Origin of the sequence: Arthrobacter pascens (assembly GCF_017052465.1) — a bacterium.
Taxonomy (GTDB): Bacteria; Actinomycetota; Actinomycetes; order Actinomycetales; family Micrococcaceae; genus Arthrobacter; species Arthrobacter pascens.
The window spans coordinates 63,689-77,582 of sequence record NZ_JAFHKT010000144.1; the positions used below are offsets into that span (position 1 = coordinate 63,689).

General features: G+C 66.2%; 15 protein-coding genes. 12 read left to right on the forward strand and 3 right to left on the reverse strand.

Annotated elements, in window-relative coordinates; all coding sequences use genetic code 11:
* The first annotated feature begins 49 nt into the window (after positions 1–49).
* Positions 50–952 (forward strand): NADP-dependent oxidoreductase, encoded by a 903-nt coding sequence (locus JYA52_RS14345; protein WP_205653841.1) that lies wholly within the window; start codon positions 50–52, stop codon positions 950–952.
* A 45-nt stretch (positions 953–997) separates the two neighbouring features.
* On the opposite strand, the gene nadE is transcribed toward JYA52_RS14345, so the two are convergent.
* Positions 998–1,852: an NAD(+) synthase gene (nadE, locus tag JYA52_RS14350; protein WP_205653842.1), complete on the reverse strand. Its 855-nt coding sequence runs from the start codon at positions 1,850–1,852 to the stop codon at positions 998–1,000.
* A gap of 143 nt (positions 1,853–1,995) precedes the next feature.
* Between nadE and JYA52_RS14355 the strand changes: the two genes are divergently transcribed.
* From JYA52_RS14355 to JYA52_RS14375, 5 genes are all read left to right on the forward strand, one after another.
* On the forward strand, positions 1,996–3,243 hold the full coding sequence (locus JYA52_RS14355; RefSeq protein ID WP_205653843.1) for an FAD-dependent oxidoreductase: 1,248 nt from the start codon (positions 1,996–1,998) through the stop codon (positions 3,241–3,243).
* Positions 3,244–3,280: 37 nt separating this feature from the next.
* Complete coding sequence (gene pyrE / locus JYA52_RS14360) at positions 3,281–3,865, forward strand: orotate phosphoribosyltransferase (protein WP_205653844.1); 585 nt, start codon at positions 3,281–3,283, stop codon at positions 3,863–3,865.
* An 85-nt stretch (positions 3,866–3,950) separates the two neighbouring features.
* A complete protein-coding gene (locus JYA52_RS14365; protein ID WP_205653845.1) occupies positions 3,951–4,730 on the forward strand; it encodes a GAF and ANTAR domain-containing protein in 780 nt (259 codons plus the stop codon).
* A 76-nt stretch (positions 4,731–4,806) separates the two neighbouring features.
* Positions 4,807–5,367: a hypothetical protein gene (locus JYA52_RS14370; protein ID WP_205653846.1), complete on the forward strand. Its 561-nt coding sequence runs from the start codon at positions 4,807–4,809 to the stop codon at positions 5,365–5,367.
* Positions 5,368–5,432: 65 nt separating this feature from the next.
* Positions 5,433–6,473 (forward strand): thioesterase domain-containing protein, encoded by a 1,041-nt coding sequence (locus tag JYA52_RS14375; RefSeq protein ID WP_205653847.1) that lies wholly within the window; start codon positions 5,433–5,435, stop codon positions 6,471–6,473.
* 7 nt (positions 6,474–6,480) lie between these two features.
* Here the strand turns inward: JYA52_RS14375 and JYA52_RS14380 are convergent, their stop codons facing one another.
* Positions 6,481–7,311: an HAD-IIA family hydrolase gene (locus JYA52_RS14380; RefSeq protein WP_205653848.1), complete on the reverse strand. Its 831-nt coding sequence runs from the start codon at positions 7,309–7,311 to the stop codon at positions 6,481–6,483.
* Between the two features lie 54 nt (positions 7,312–7,365).
* Between JYA52_RS14380 and JYA52_RS14385 the strand changes: the two genes are divergently transcribed.
* The 3 genes from JYA52_RS14385 to JYA52_RS14395 all read left to right on the forward strand — a co-directional run bounded on the left by JYA52_RS14385 (position 7,366) and on the right by JYA52_RS14395 (position 9,619).
* On the forward strand, positions 7,366–8,040 hold the full coding sequence (locus JYA52_RS14385) for a TrmH family RNA methyltransferase (protein WP_205653849.1): 675 nt from the start codon (positions 7,366–7,368) through the stop codon (positions 8,038–8,040).
* A gap of 134 nt (positions 8,041–8,174) precedes the next feature.
* Complete coding sequence (gene fbaA, locus JYA52_RS14390) at positions 8,175–9,194, forward strand: class II fructose-bisphosphate aldolase (protein ID WP_205653850.1); 1,020 nt, start codon at positions 8,175–8,177, stop codon at positions 9,192–9,194.
* A gap of 2 nt (positions 9,195–9,196) precedes the next feature.
* A complete protein-coding gene (locus JYA52_RS14395) occupies positions 9,197–9,619 on the forward strand; it encodes a DUF3151 domain-containing protein (protein WP_205653851.1) in 423 nt (140 codons plus the stop codon).
* 173 nt (positions 9,620–9,792) lie between these two features.
* On the opposite strand, the gene JYA52_RS14400 is transcribed toward JYA52_RS14395, so the two are convergent.
* The gene (locus JYA52_RS14400) at positions 9,793–10,428 is read right to left on the reverse strand and encodes a uracil-DNA glycosylase family protein (protein WP_205653852.1); all 636 of its coding nucleotides are present in this window, start codon (positions 10,426–10,428) and stop codon (positions 9,793–9,795) included.
* Positions 10,429–10,687: 259 nt separating this feature from the next.
* Here JYA52_RS14400 and JYA52_RS14405 point away from each other — a divergent pair, with 259 nt between their 5' ends.
* The 3 genes from JYA52_RS14405 to JYA52_RS14415 are packed head-to-tail and all read left to right on the forward strand — an operon-like array spanning position 10,688 to position 13,717.
* Positions 10,688–11,293, forward strand: coding sequence for a TetR/AcrR family transcriptional regulator (locus JYA52_RS14405; RefSeq protein ID WP_205653853.1), 606 nt, complete (start codon positions 10,688–10,690; stop codon positions 11,291–11,293).
* Positions 11,290–12,387: a DMT family transporter gene (locus JYA52_RS14410; RefSeq protein WP_205653854.1), complete on the forward strand. Its 1,098-nt coding sequence runs from the start codon at positions 11,290–11,292 to the stop codon at positions 12,385–12,387. The genes JYA52_RS14405 and JYA52_RS14410 overlap by 4 nt, the downstream gene beginning before the upstream one ends.
* Before the next feature lie 40 nt (positions 12,388–12,427).
* On the forward strand, positions 12,428–13,717 hold the full coding sequence (locus JYA52_RS14415; RefSeq protein ID WP_205653855.1) for an adenylosuccinate synthase: 1,290 nt from the start codon (positions 12,428–12,430) through the stop codon (positions 13,715–13,717).
* Positions 13,718–13,894 lie beyond the last annotated feature (177 nt).

Sequence of the window (13,894 nt, forward strand, 5' to 3'; positions counted from 1 at the left end):
AGTATTGCTCTTCCCGTAAAGCGCCGGACAACTCCAAGGAGCCCAGGACATGAGCACGAGGATCTATTTCGAGGAATACGGCAGCCCGCAGGTGCTCAATGTCGGCACGGAAGAGCTGCCGGAGCCCGCCGAGGGGCAGGTCCGGGTGGAATTTCGGGCCGTGAGCGTCAATCCCATGGACTGGAAAATCGTGGCCGGCTACGTGGAGCAGTGGGTTCCCCTCGACTTGCCGGCGGTTCCCGGCTCTGAGGCGGCTGGCGTGGTCACCGAGGTGGGCCCGGCCTTCGAAGGGTTCGCCGTGGGCGATGAAGTCATTTGGAACGGCCTCGTTGGCGGCTACCGCACTGAGGCCCTGGTTCCCGCGGACGAGCTGACGCCCCTGCCGGTGGGCATCGACTTTGAACAGGCGGCCTGCATTCCGGTGGCCGGCGGGGCGGCCTATTCGGCCCTCAAGCAGCTCGGGGTGGGCGAAGGAGACACCCTCCTCATCCATGGGGCAGCCGGCGGCGTGGGGTCGGCGGCGGTGCAGATCGCCCAGGCCTTCGGGGCTGCGGTCATCGGGACGGCGTCCGAGCCAAACCACGAGTACCTGGCCGAGCTGGGAGCGCTGCCCGTGATGTACGGCGCAGGGCTGGTCGAGCGCGTCAGGGCCCAGGGCAAAGTGACGGCTGTGTTCGACACCGTGGGCACCGAAGAATCCATCGCGGCCACGCTGGAATTGCTTGAGGACCGGAGCAGGGCAGTGACCACGGTTCCGGGCCAGTCCTCCGGGGAGGCCGGAATTGCGAAGCTCCGGCTACTGGACGGGCGCGTCGCAGAGGTCGGAACCCTGGCGGCCGAGGGCCAGATCACGTTCACGATTTCCCACCGGATGCCGCTGATCGAAGCTCCTGAAGCGCTGGAAATCAGCCGGTCCGGCCACGTGCGCGGCAAGATCGTGCTGCTGCCCTAGGTTGGCTGCCTCGCCTCAGAGCCCCAGGCCTTAGAGCCCCACGGCTTAGAGCCCCACGCGCGGCTCCTCCGGACCCCCGTGCTTCCACCAGGTATCGAAAATGGAGACCGGGACGGTGCGCTTGTGCCGGGTTCGCAGGTACTTTTCCTCGATCAGAGCGGCTGCGTCCTCAGGGATCTCGCGGCCTTCGAGGTAGTCGTCGATCTGGTCGTAGCTGATGCCAAGCTCGTCCTCGTCCGTCCGGCCGGGCCTGCCGTCGAGGAGGTCGGCCGTGGGGACCTTCTCCCAGATCCGCGCGGGAGCGCCGAGTTCGGCAAGCAGTGCGCGGTTCTGGCGCTTGTTCAGGCCGAAGAGGGGGAGGATGTCCGCGCCGCCGTCGCCGAATTTGGTAAAGAAGCCCGTCACGGACTCGGCGCCGTGGTCCGTGCCGATCACGAGGTAGTTGTGTTCGCCGGCCAGGGCGTACTGGGCGATCATGCGCGTGCGGGCCTTGGTGTTGCCCTTGTGGAAGTCGGAGATTCCGTTGCCGACGGTCTTTTCGAACTCGTCCTCGAAGCCGTCCACGGCCGCGGAAATGTTGAACGTCCATTCGGTCTTGGCTTTGATGAAGTCCAGGGCGGCCTGGGCATCGTCCTCGTCGTGCTGCACCCCATAGGGGAGGCGCACAGCGACGAAGTTGGCGTCAACGCCTTCGGACTCAAGCTCCTCGACGGCGAGCTGGGCAAGCCGCCCGGCGAGCGACGAATCCAGGCCTCCGGAAATGCCCAGGACGAAGCCCTTGGTGCGGGTGGCCTTGAGGTACTCCTTCAGGAAAGTGACGCGTTTGCGCACCTCCTCTGCGGGATCGATCCGGGGCTGAACGCCCATTTCTTCAATGATCTTGGCCTGGAGTTCGCGCATGTGCCCAGCCTAGTCAGCGGCATCCGCAACGCTCAACTGTGTCCGCCGGGCCAGGCGGAATGCGTCGGGCATGAACTGCGGAACGGGCATCCGCAGCGAAATCTGCCCGTGCTCCGCACCGCCGCCAGGCGTAGCGTTGGTGCATGGAGCGAACTGGGTGCGTAGTCGCCGGCGGCGGACCGGCCGGCATGATGCTGGGCCTGCTGCTGGCGAGGGCAGGCGTCGAGGTCACAGTCCTTGAAAAACACGGCGATTTCCTCCGCGATTTCCGCGGGGACACGGTCCATGCGGCGACCATCCGGCTCATTGACGAACTCGGTCTCGGCGGCGCCTTCCGGGAGTTGCCGCAGAGCCGGCTGCGCAACGTCGCATTCCCCGTGCCGGGCGTCGGCCTGGTGACCCTGGGTGATTTTGCTGCCCTGCGGCCGCCGTACAACTACATCGCCATGATGCCGCAGTGGGACTTCCTGAATTTCCTGGCCCGCGCCGCCGCAGAGGAACCCGCGTTCACGCTGCTGATGGAGCATACCGCCACTTCCCTGATGTTCGACGGCGGCAGGGTCACCGGTCTCCGCTACCGGACCAGGGCCGGAACGGAGGGCGCGATCCACGCGGACCTGGTGGTGGCCGCGGACGGACGGCATTCCGCGCTCCGCCAGGCGGCCGGCCTGGTGCCCAAGGAATTCCCGGTGCCGTTCGATACCTGGTGGTTCAAGCTTCCGCGCTATTCCACGGAAGAGGGCGAAATTGCGGGGATCGTTCCCGCCTTCAAGGGCACGGAGGCCATGATTGCGCTGTTCCGGGACGACTACTACCAGATGGGCTATCTGGGGCCCAAGGGAGCGGACGCGCGCATCCGGAGCGAAGGGGTGGAACGGTTCAGGGAACGCGTCGCCATGCTGAGGCCGGACCTGGCGGACCGCGTGGATGCCATCCGATCATTGGAGGACCTGCACTGGCTCGACGTGCGGCTCAACCGGCTGCCGCGCTGGTATGTGGACGGGATGCTCTGCATCGGAGACGCGGCCCATGCGATGTCGCCGGCCGGGGGAGTGGGAATCAACCTTGCCATCCAGGACGCGGTTGCGGCGGCGGCGCGGCTCGCCCCTGGCCTGCTGCGGGGTCAGGTGAGCCTGCAGGACCTGGAACGGGTGCAGCGCCGGCGCCGGATGCCCACCGTGGTGGTCCAGACAGTCCAGCGCATCATGCACCGAGCCGTCTTTGTGCCGCTGTTCACGGGCCGGAGGCCCGGTGCCCCCGCTTTCCCGCTCTTCATGGCCCGGCACGTCCCGGCGGCCCGGAAGGTCCTGCCGCGCATGATTGCCTTTGGACCACGGCCCGAGCACTCACCCGGGTTCGCCCGCCGGCAGGAACCGCGGGCGGTGCCATAGGACGGTGCCACAGGGCGGTGCCACTAAACTGGACCCCATGACTGCCACCAGTGTTCCTGCAGCAGATGCTGCTGCTGCCCGTGCCCGCCTGCTTGAACTGATCAAGGAACTCGCCGTCGTACGCGGCAAGGTCATCCTCTCCAGCGGGGCGGAGGCCGACTACTACATCGACCTGCGCCGGATCACCCTCCACCACGAGGCCTCCAAACTTGTTGGCCAGGTCATGCTTTCACTGACCGACGACGCCGGGATCGACTTTGAGTGCGCCGGTGGACTGACGATGGGTGCCGATCCGGTCGGTACGGCTGTGATGCACGCCGCCAATGACGCCGGCCGCACCGTTGACGCGTTTGTGGTCCGGAAGGCGCAGAAGTCCTACGGCATGGGCCGCCAGGTTGAGGGCCCCTCGGTCGAGGGCCGCAAGGTCCTGATCCTGGAGGACACCTCCACCACCGGCGGCTCGGCGCTGACCGCCGTCGAGGGCGTCCGGAAGGCCGGCGGCAACGTGGTGGCCGTTGCCGTGATCGTTGACCGCGACACCGGCGCCAAAGAAAAGATCGAAGCCGAGACCGGCGTGCCCTACCTGTTCGCCTTCGGCAAGGATGAGCTCGGCCTGGCCTGAGCGGCCGCTTTTTGTGGACGGCACTTCAGGGGTGGCCTAGTATTTCGGTACCCGCATCAACATTCCACCCTGGAGTAGCCTCGCCATGCGCACGCCCGATTCCGCCCCGAGCAGTACTCCCCGTGCCCTGACCAGCGTTGAGCAAATCCAGAACCTCATCCTGGACAGCGCTGACTTTGAGGCCTTCCTGAACGAGCTAGCGCGCTACTCCGCGCACCAGGTGGCAGGTGACGGCGATGACGCCCTGTGCGGCATAACCCTGCTCCGCGACCGCAAGGCAGCCACCATCGGCTGGAGCAGCGACTCAGCCAGGGAAGTGGACGAAATCCAGTACTCGCTGTCCCAGGGGCCGTGCCTCACTGCGGCAGAGGAAGAGCGGGAGGTCCACGTGCCGGATCTTCTGGAGGAGAACCGGTGGGGGCCGGACTACGCGAACGCAGTGGCCTCCCATGGGCTGCGCTCCGTGCTCTCACTGCCGTTCAACCTGCAGGGTGATGCCAAGGCGGCACTCAATCTGTATTCGGACGTCCCGCACAAGTTCAACGAGGTCGCCACTGCCCACGCCCGCGGCTACACCCGTGAAATCTCGCAGGCCCTGCGCCTGGCCGTCAGGTTTTCCCTGCACACGGACAGTGCCACCAACCTGCGGGCCACGCTTGAGTCCCGCACGGTGATTGACATTGCCGTCGGCATCGTCATGGCCCAAAACCGGTGCAGCCAGGAAGCGGCGGTGCGCATCCTGACCAACGCCTCGAGCAACAGCAACATCAAGCTTCGTGACATTGCCGCATCGCTGGTGAACTCGGTGGGCGGCGCGGACGCCCACACGCACTTCGAGGAGCCCGGGCAGGCGCACGCAGGCTAGTTGCTTGTGCGCACCTGCACGGGATACGCTGGCCAAGGTTGAGCCGTCGGCCATAGACATCCTTTTTGGAGTACCTATGGACAACCAGCTGGATTCCCTGCTTAAAATCGACCGCTGCACCAACACCGCCAGGATCGACATCCTCGGCAGCCTCACTCCGGCATCCCGGCCGGATCTTCTGCGCGAAATCCACCGTGTTCGAGGCATGGGCATCACCTCCTCCATCACCGTGGACCTTTCCCGCGCCGCGTTCGTGGAGTCCTGCGCCCTCGCCGGCCTGCGCATGGACCTGAACGCCCAGGACGCCATCCTGCAGGGTGCGTTTGCTGCCGCTGCGCCAGGAATTTCGCTGGTCGTCATGGCGGGCAACGGGCAGGATGCGGCGGAAACAGGGAACCTCACGGCGCTGCCGCAACCGTCACGGCCGGCTGCTGCCCCGGACACCTCGGGGGTCCGCCCGCTGTCCAGCTACTCCTCCGAGGAGCTCTTGGCGGCGAGCGACTCTGTCTTTAAATTACTGGACGATCCCTCCGGCCGCGGCGGGCAAGAATTGTTGGCACGCTACGAAGCCATCGGAGCGGAACTGACCCGGCGTGAACTCTTCGAAGAGTCGGTGAACCAGGCTTCCGGAAGCTGAGCGCAGTGCCGGCAGCCGCGCCAGGTAATTGCCCACGGCGGTTGAACTGTGCCTAGGGTAGATGAGTGCCGTATGAAGGATCCGCAGGTCCGGAGCCGTCGCCGGGTACAGATGCGACCCGGCTGATCCGTCATGCCTCCGAGCTGAAGCGGTTCTCGCGGCGGGCATTCCTCACTGGCGCGGGAGCGGCGTCGGTCCTGGCCACGGACATGCTGCTGACCCAGCGGGTCCAGACAGAACGCCAGGTCCACAAGGTCCTCGTGGTCGACGACGATTTCGCCCAGAGCTACTTCCCCAACGCCAGCTGGATCCTGTTTCCCGGCTACAAAACCAGCTGGGAGGAAGCGCAGTGGATCCTGAATTCGCTGCGCGGAACCCTGCGGCAGCGCGGCCAGCTGGCCGCCGTCGGGTACTCAAACCTGGGGCTGGATATCGACCAGCTCGTCGTCGCCGTGATTGAGCATGTCCGCGCCCGGAACCTGACCACGCTCTACTTCTACGGCCACAGTTTCGGCGGCATGGTCGCCACCCAGGTGGCTGCCCGCCTCCTGGAACTGCACGGTGTGGAGGTGGCCTTCATCGTGCTGGACTCCAGCCCCTACAGCAAGTTCGATGTGCTGGACCAGAGCTGGTTTGACGGCGTGGTGTTCCTCTACGAGCGGGGGTTCCGGGTGCCCTCGGTGCTGCGCGGCGGCTACGAGCTGGGGGAGCGCGTGGTGCACAAAGACGAACGCACGTGGCAGCAGATCCTGGACCAGACGCTGGAACAGCTGTCTCCTATTGCGCCCTCCAGCGTGCTGATCCAGTCAGAATCCGCGTATATCTACCACTTCGACGCCACCCGGTTCGCAGGGCAGATCGGGGATGCCCGCATGGCCTACATCGGGAATCCCCGGGACCAGACGGTCAACTACGAGACGGCGCACCAGTCGTGGGCGCGGACGTTTGCCGCCAACATGGCGTCCTCGGAGCTGCAGACCGACGGGGCACTTCCCGCGCACGCCAGCCCGGGCTGGAACCCGTTCGTCTACCGGCCCATCCTTGCGGACCTGCAGGACGAAATCTTCCCGCTGCCCGGCGGCGGCGGGAGGATGACGCCGTTCTAGCAGGCCGTCAGATCTGGCTCTTCAGGTCTGCCACGGAGTTCAGGATCTGGTTCGGCCGGAAGGGGTAGGCGGCGACGTCGCCGCGCTGGGTGATGCCCGTGAGCACCAGCACCGTGTGCAGTCCGGCTTCCATGCCCGCGATGATGTCCGTGTCCATGCGGTCACCGATCATGGCAGTGGTTTCGGAGTGGGCATCGATCTGGTTCATGGCTGAACGGAACATCATCGGGTTGGGCTTGCCCACGATGTACGGTTCGCGGCCCGTGGCCTTGCTGATCAGGGCTGCGATGGCGCCGGTGGCGGGCATGGGTCCCTCCTTGGACGGGCCGGTGGCGTCCGGGTTGGTGGCAATGAAGCGCGCCCCGGCCAGGATCAGGCGGATCGCCATGGTGATCGCCTCGAAGGAATAGGTGCGGGTTTCGCCGAGGACCACGAAGTCTGGGTTCTGGTCGGTGAGAATGAAGCCCGCCTCATGCAGCGCCGTCGTGAGTCCGGCCTCACCGATCGTGTAGGCACGGTTGCCGGAGTCGGAGCCCTGCACCTGGTCCTTGAGGAACTGGGCCGTGGCCAGTGCCGACGTCCAGATGTTCTCTTCCGGGATCTCGAGGCCGGAGGCCCGCAGCCTGGCGGCCAGGTCCCGGGGCGTAAAGATGGAGTTGTTGGTCAGCACCAAGAACCGCTTGGACGTGTCCACCCACCGCTGGATCAGCTCCGCGGCGCCGGGGACGGCCTGGTTCTCGTGCACCAGGACGCCGTCCATATCGGTCAGCCAGCACTCGATTTCCTGCCCGCTCCGGTATACCGCTGCCGATTCCTTTACCTGGTCTGATTTCGCCATGTCTTCCTCCGCCGGTGATGAATGCATTCTCGGAGCCCAGTCTAGTGTTGAGGGGTGACTCAGACGCCCGGGACCCCAGCCGAACGCCAACCGACCGCAGAGGAAACCTCTGAGCCCAAGGCGGAGGTCGGCGTCGGGCCCTGGGACGGCCAGTGGCCCGAAGGTGACCACTGGGACCCTGACCTCCTCGCGGACGGGGACCGCCGCAACGTGGTGGACAAATACCGCTACTGGAAGCACGAGGCGATCGTCGCCGACCTTGATTCCAAGCGGCACGACTTCCACATCGCCATCGAGAACTGGCAGCACGACCTCAACATAGGCACCGTGGTGCGCACCGCCAACGCCTTCCTCGCCAAGGAAGTCCACATCATCGGACGACGGCGGTGGAACCGCCGCGGGGCAATGGTCACCGACCGCTACCAGCATGTCCGGCACCACCCCACCGTGGAGGACTTCGTGGCGTGGGCACAGGGGGAGGGGCTGGCCATCATCGGGATCGACATCTTCCCCGATTCCGTGCCGCTGGAAACCTACGAACTGCCGCGGAAATGCGTGCTGGTGTTCGGCCAGGAGGGCCCGGGCCTGACGCCGGAGGTCCATGAGGCCGCGGAAGCCACCCTCTCGATCGAACAGTTCGGCTCCACGCGCTCCATCAACGCCGGGTCCGCGGCGGCCATCGCCATGCACGCGTGGGTGCGCCGGCACGTGTTCGGCCAGCACGTCTAGCTCCGCCGAGAAGTATTACCGGTGAGTGACCCGAAACACGGCGGTGGCGCAGAAATGACTAGGATGGTTCGTAGCCGACGAGGTTCACTCCAGGGTCAACCCAACCCGCAGACGAAATTACTTGAGGAGTCAGCATGCCCATTGCAACCCCAGAGATCTACGCCGACATGATCGACCGCGCAAAAAAGGGCGGCTTCGCGTTCCCGGCGGTTAACGTCACGTCTTCCCAGACCCTGAATGCGGCGCTGCGCGGTTTCGCCGAGGCCGAATCTGACGGCATCGTCCAGGTTTCCACCGGCGGTGCGGCCTACTGGTCCGGCGCGTCCACCAAGGACATGGTTGCCGGTTCGCTGGGCTTCGCGGCGTTCGCCCGCGAGGTGGCCAAGAACTACAACGTCAACATTGCCCTGCACACGGACCACTGCCCCAAGGACAAGCTGGACGGCTTCGTGCTGCCGCTGCTGGCCGCGTCCGAGGAAGCCGTCAAGGCCGGCAAGGACCCGATCTTCAACTCCCACATGTGGGACGGCTCCGCCGAGACCCTGGATGAGAACCTGCGCATCGGCCGTGACCTGCTGGCACGTGCGGCTGCGGCCAAGATCATCCTCGAGGTTGAAATCGGCACCGTCGGTGGCGAGGAAGACGGCGTCGAGCACGAGATCAACGAGAAGCTGTACACCACGGTTGAGGACGCCCTGGCAACGATCGAGGCCCTGGGCTCCGGCGAGAACGGCCGTTACATCACGGCCCTGACGTTCGGCAACGTGCACGGTGTGTACAAGCCGGGCGGCGTGAAGCTGCGTCCGGAGATCCTGAAGGACATCCAGGCGCAGGTCGGCGCGAAGATCGGCAAGGACAACCCGTTCGACCTGGTGTTCCACGGCGGTTCCGGTTCCTCGGACCAGGAGATCGCGGACGCCGTGTCCTACGGTGTGATCAAGATGAACATCGACACCGACACCCAGTACGCCTTCACCCGTCCGGTGGTGGACCACATGTTCCGCAACTACGACGGTGTGCTGAAGGTTGACGGCGAGGTCGGCAACAAGAAGACCTACGACCCCCGCGTCTGGGGCGCCTCCGCCGAGGCCGGCCTGGCCGCCCGCGTCGTGGAAGCCACCCAGCAGCTCGGTTCCGCCGGCAAGACCTTCTAGTCATGTCCGACGAGTTCCGCAAGAACCTGATGGGCCCTGAGCCCACCCTGCTGCCCGCCGAGACCGAGGTCTACGAGCAGCTGGGCGCGGGCCAGGAGGCCCTGGACCTCGTGGAGAAGCACCCCACGTCGTCCCTGCTCTGGGCAGTGCTGGCCGAGGAAGCGTGGGCGGAAGGGCGCACCGTCGACTCCTACGCCTATGCCCGGGTGGGGTACCACCGTGGGCTGGACTCGCTCCGCCGCAACGGCTGGCGCGGCGTCGGGCCCATCCCGTGGGACCACGAGCCCAACCGCGGCTTCCTGCGTGCGCTGTACTCGCTGGGCCGCGCCTCGGCGGCCATCAACGAGGCCGAGGAGCCGGAGCGCATTGAGAAATTCCTCAATGACTCGGACCCGGCAGCCAAGGCTGCCATCGAAGGCAAGTAAGTCCCCACCGCCTCCCTCGCTTCGCTTCGCTCAGCCAGGGAACCCTCGGCGGCGGCGGCCCCGCTTAAGCACGACGGCGGGCGGTCAGCTGCCTTGATTTCGACAGGCTCAATCAGCGGTGGCCGCTGGTCGAGCTTGTCGAGACCTTGATTTCGGCAAGCTCCATCAGCGGGTTAGCCGGCGGCTTTCGCCAAGCCGGTGCGGGCCATGGCGTCCGCGTACACAACGTGCATTTCATCGAGGTACTGCTGCTGGCGCGCAGGGGCGCCGGCGAATGCCCGGCCGCTCAGCGAGCGCACCTTGTAGGTTTTCAGGCCCCGGCGCCACAGCAGGGGCACTTCGGTCTTGAGCAGCATGTTTGCCAGCCGGTTGGCCTCGGTGCCGTGGGCGACGATCACCGACGCGCGGGGAACCAGGGCCAGGAACTTCAGCAGGGGCTTGAGGCCGGCGGAGATCTGGTCGGGGGTGAATTTGCCGTTCGGCTCTCCCGGCACGTGCCACGGATGCACGTTCCACGGCATGACGAACTCGGGCCGCAGCCCCAGCTTCCATTGCAGTCCGAGCATGCGGGTGGCTGCGTCATCGTCGCCGGCGGTGATGAAGCCGGACGGCGCCGCGGGGCCGATGTTGGAGAAGAGGCTGATGATGCGGCACTCGTCGACGTCGTGCATGGGGTCGACGTAGGGGACCTGGGTGCCAGGCTTGGCGCCCTGCAGGGAGTCGCACAGCTCGTTAACGGCTGCGACATTCGGTTCGTAGCGGCGGCTCAGGAGTTGTTCACGGAAAGATTCAGTAGCCATGGCTGTCATGTAAGTGCTGTGTCTCCTGCGGGGATCGGTCACGCTGCCGTACCGGAAGCGGGCGCGCCAAGTCCGGGACGATTTGAAATGAGGGTGGATCGATTCCTGGTCGATCCTTTTCAGTTTAGCAAGCCGCACCAAGCGCCCCTCCCGCTCCGGCTCCTGCAGCGGGACGGAACCTCAGAGGCGCCGCCACAGAACGCACATAGTAGGTATACTGGTCTACCTACTAAAGCTTCTGTTTCAAGGCGCCCACGTGAGGATGATGATGAGCGAGCAACAGGCGGCACCAAAGAGTCGTCCTTCCCGAGGGCATGCGCGCGAGGCGCTGCTTCAGGCGGCCTCCCGGCGCTTTTATGCAGATGGCCTGGCCGGAACAGGGATTGACGCCATTACAGCGGAGGCGGGGGTGGCCAAGAAGAGCCTCTACAACAACTTTGCCTCCAAGGCTGAGCTGGTGACTGCCTACCTGAATGCCCGCCATGACGAGTGGATGGGGCTGTACCGGTTGAGGCTGGAGAAGGCGGCCGGGCCCAGGGAGCACGTCCTCGCCGTCTTCGATGCCTATGCGGATCATGCCGATCTCGCGTACGAGCATGGCTTCAGGGGCTGCGGACTGCTGAATGCCGCCGCCGAGCTGCCTGCCGGGGATGCCGGGAGGGCGGTCGTCCGGCGCCACAAGGAGGAGGTCGAAGCCTTGTTGGCCGGGCATGTGACCGAACTCCTGCCGCACGCACCCCGGCAGGCAGCGACCCTTGCCCGGCACCTGGCCTTCCTGCTTGAAGGATCGATGGCCCGCGCAGGACTTGAAGGCAATGACCAGTGTGTCCAGGAAGCCCGCCGGATCGCGGCCACAATGATCGGCGGCCTGTGAAGCCGGCCGGTTTTGCAGGGGGCGCGTGGGGCGCATTTTTCGTGCTGGCGGCGTCGGTGCTGTGGGGAACGACCGGTACCGCAGCCACCTTCGCCCCGGACGTAAGCCCCCTCGCGATCGGCGCGGTGGCAATGGGCTTCGGTGGCCTGCTCCAGGCGGCTGTTGCGGCGGGACCGATCCGGGGATTCGCGGCCGCCCTGCGCGGGCAGTGGCCGATAGTGGCATGGGGATCTGTTGCCGTCGCGACGTACCCGCTCGCTTTCTACTCTTCAATGCACCTGGCCGGCGTGGCGGTTGGGACCGTTGTCTCCATCGGTTCAGCTCCGCTGGCTTCCGCGGTCATTGAACGCGTCGTGGACAAGAGACGGTTTACGCGGCGGTGGGCAGCGGGCGCAGCGCTGGGCCTGGCGGGCGCCGCGCTGTTGTGCTTTGCGGACGCCGGGCAAGGTGGGCCGGGGCCCGCTGCTGCTGGGGGATGGGCAACGCCCGCCGGCATTGGCCTGGGACTGGTTGCCGGGCTCACCTACGCCCTCTACTCCTGGGCTGCGCACCGCCTGATGAACACCGGCGTCCCCTCAAAGGCGGCGATGGGAACCGTCTTCGGCCTGGGCGGGCTGCTGCTCATGCCTGTGTTGGCGCTGACCGGGGCACCGCTCGCGGCGTCCTGGCAGAACATGGCCGTGGGCGTGTACATGGCGGTTGTCCCCATGTTCGCGGGCTACGTGCTGTTCGGCTGGGGCCTGGCCCGGGTCCGCGCCAGCGCAGCCACCACGATATCCCTCGCCGAGACAGTGGTGGCCGCCATCCTCGCGGTGCTTGTCGTCGGCGAACGGCTGCCGGCCCTGGCCTGGGCAGGTGCCGCTCTTGTCACCGGCAGCCTGTTCGTCCTCACGCTGCCTGCCCCCGCGAAACGTCACGGACGGGCCGAACCGGCGGACGGCCCTAGCACTGGTTCTGCTGCCGATCGGCTAAACTTGGGTGGTAAGAGCCCCGGAACTCTTGCGCTGAACCCTGCGGTCAACACCGTGGAGTCCGGCGATGAAATTCGGGGCATTCTCATGAACGGCGCTGACCCCGGCGAGTCACCACGGTGATGCTGCCGGGAATCGGCCCGAACGAATGGGGGAGGATCCCATGCCAGCAATCGTGATCGTCGGAGCCCAGTGGGGCGACGAAGGCAAAGGTAAGGCCACCGACCTGCTCGGCGGCCGCGTCGACTATGTTGTCAAGCCCAACGGCGGCAACAACGCCGGGCATACCGTCGTCGTGGGCGGTGAGAAGTATGAGCTGAAGCTCCTTCCTGCCGGCATCCTGAGTCCGAACGCGGTTCCGATCATCGGCAACGGCTGTGTGGTGAACCTTGAGGCCCTGTTCCAGGAGATCGACGGCCTCGAGGCCCGCGGCGCGGACACCTCCAAGCTGCGCGTCTCGGCCAACGCCCATCTCGTCGCCCCGTACCACCAGGTGCTGGACAAAGTCACCGAGCGCTTCCTCGGCAGCCGGGCCATCGGCACCACCGGCCGCGGCATCGGCCCCGCCTACATGGACAAGGTGGCGCGCCTCGGGATCCGCGTGCAGGACGTCTTTGACGAATCCATCCTGCGGCAAAAGGTGGAAGGCTCGCTGCGCCAGAAGAACGAACTCCTAGTCAAGGTGTACAACCGCCGGGGGATCCTCGTTGACGAGATCGTGAACTACTTCCTGTCGTTCGCGGAACGCCTGCGGCCCCTGGTCATCGACAGCACCCTGGTGCTGAACACCGCCCTGGACGAGGGCAAGGTGGTGCTCATGGAGGGCGGCCAGGCGACGTTCCTGGACGTTGACCACGGCACCTATCCGTTCGTGACCTCCTCCAACCCGACCGCCGGCGGCGCCTCGGTGGGCTCCGGCATCGGTCCCACCCGCATCTCGCGCTCCATCGGCATCATCAAGGCCTACACCACGCGTGTGGGCGCCGGGCCGTTCCCCACGGAGCTGTTCGATGAGATGGGCGTGTACCTGCAGAAGACCGGCGGCGAGTTCGGCGTCAACACCGGCCGTCCGCGCCGCTGCGGCTGGTACGACGCCGTCCTGGCCCGCCACGCCTCCCGCGTCAACGGCTTCACGGACTACTTCGTCACCAAGCTGGACGTCCTCACGGGCATCGAACAGATCCCCGTCTGCGTGGCCTACGACGTCGACGGCGTCCGGCACGACGAAATGCCCATGACCCAGACCGAGTTCCACCACGCCAAACCCATCTTCGAGTACTTCGAAGGCTGGACCGAGGACATCACCGGCGCCCGCACGCTCGCGGACCTGCCGGAGAATGCACGGAACTACGTGCTGGCCCTGGAAAAGCTGTCCGGCACGCGCTTCTCCGCGATCGGCGTGGGTCCGGACCGCGACCAGACCATCGTGCTCAACGACTTGATCCTGGACTGAAACGACTGACGCACCCGGCTGCAACTTCGGTACCTCCGACGGCCGGGGGGGCCCCCCCCCCCCGGGGCCCCCCCCCCCCCCGGGTTTACCCGCCGGAAAAAAAATTTGTTGCGCGGGGAGAGGCCCCCCCCCCCCCCGCGGGACTGTTTTTTTTGGGGCCGCGCCGGGGGGGGCCCC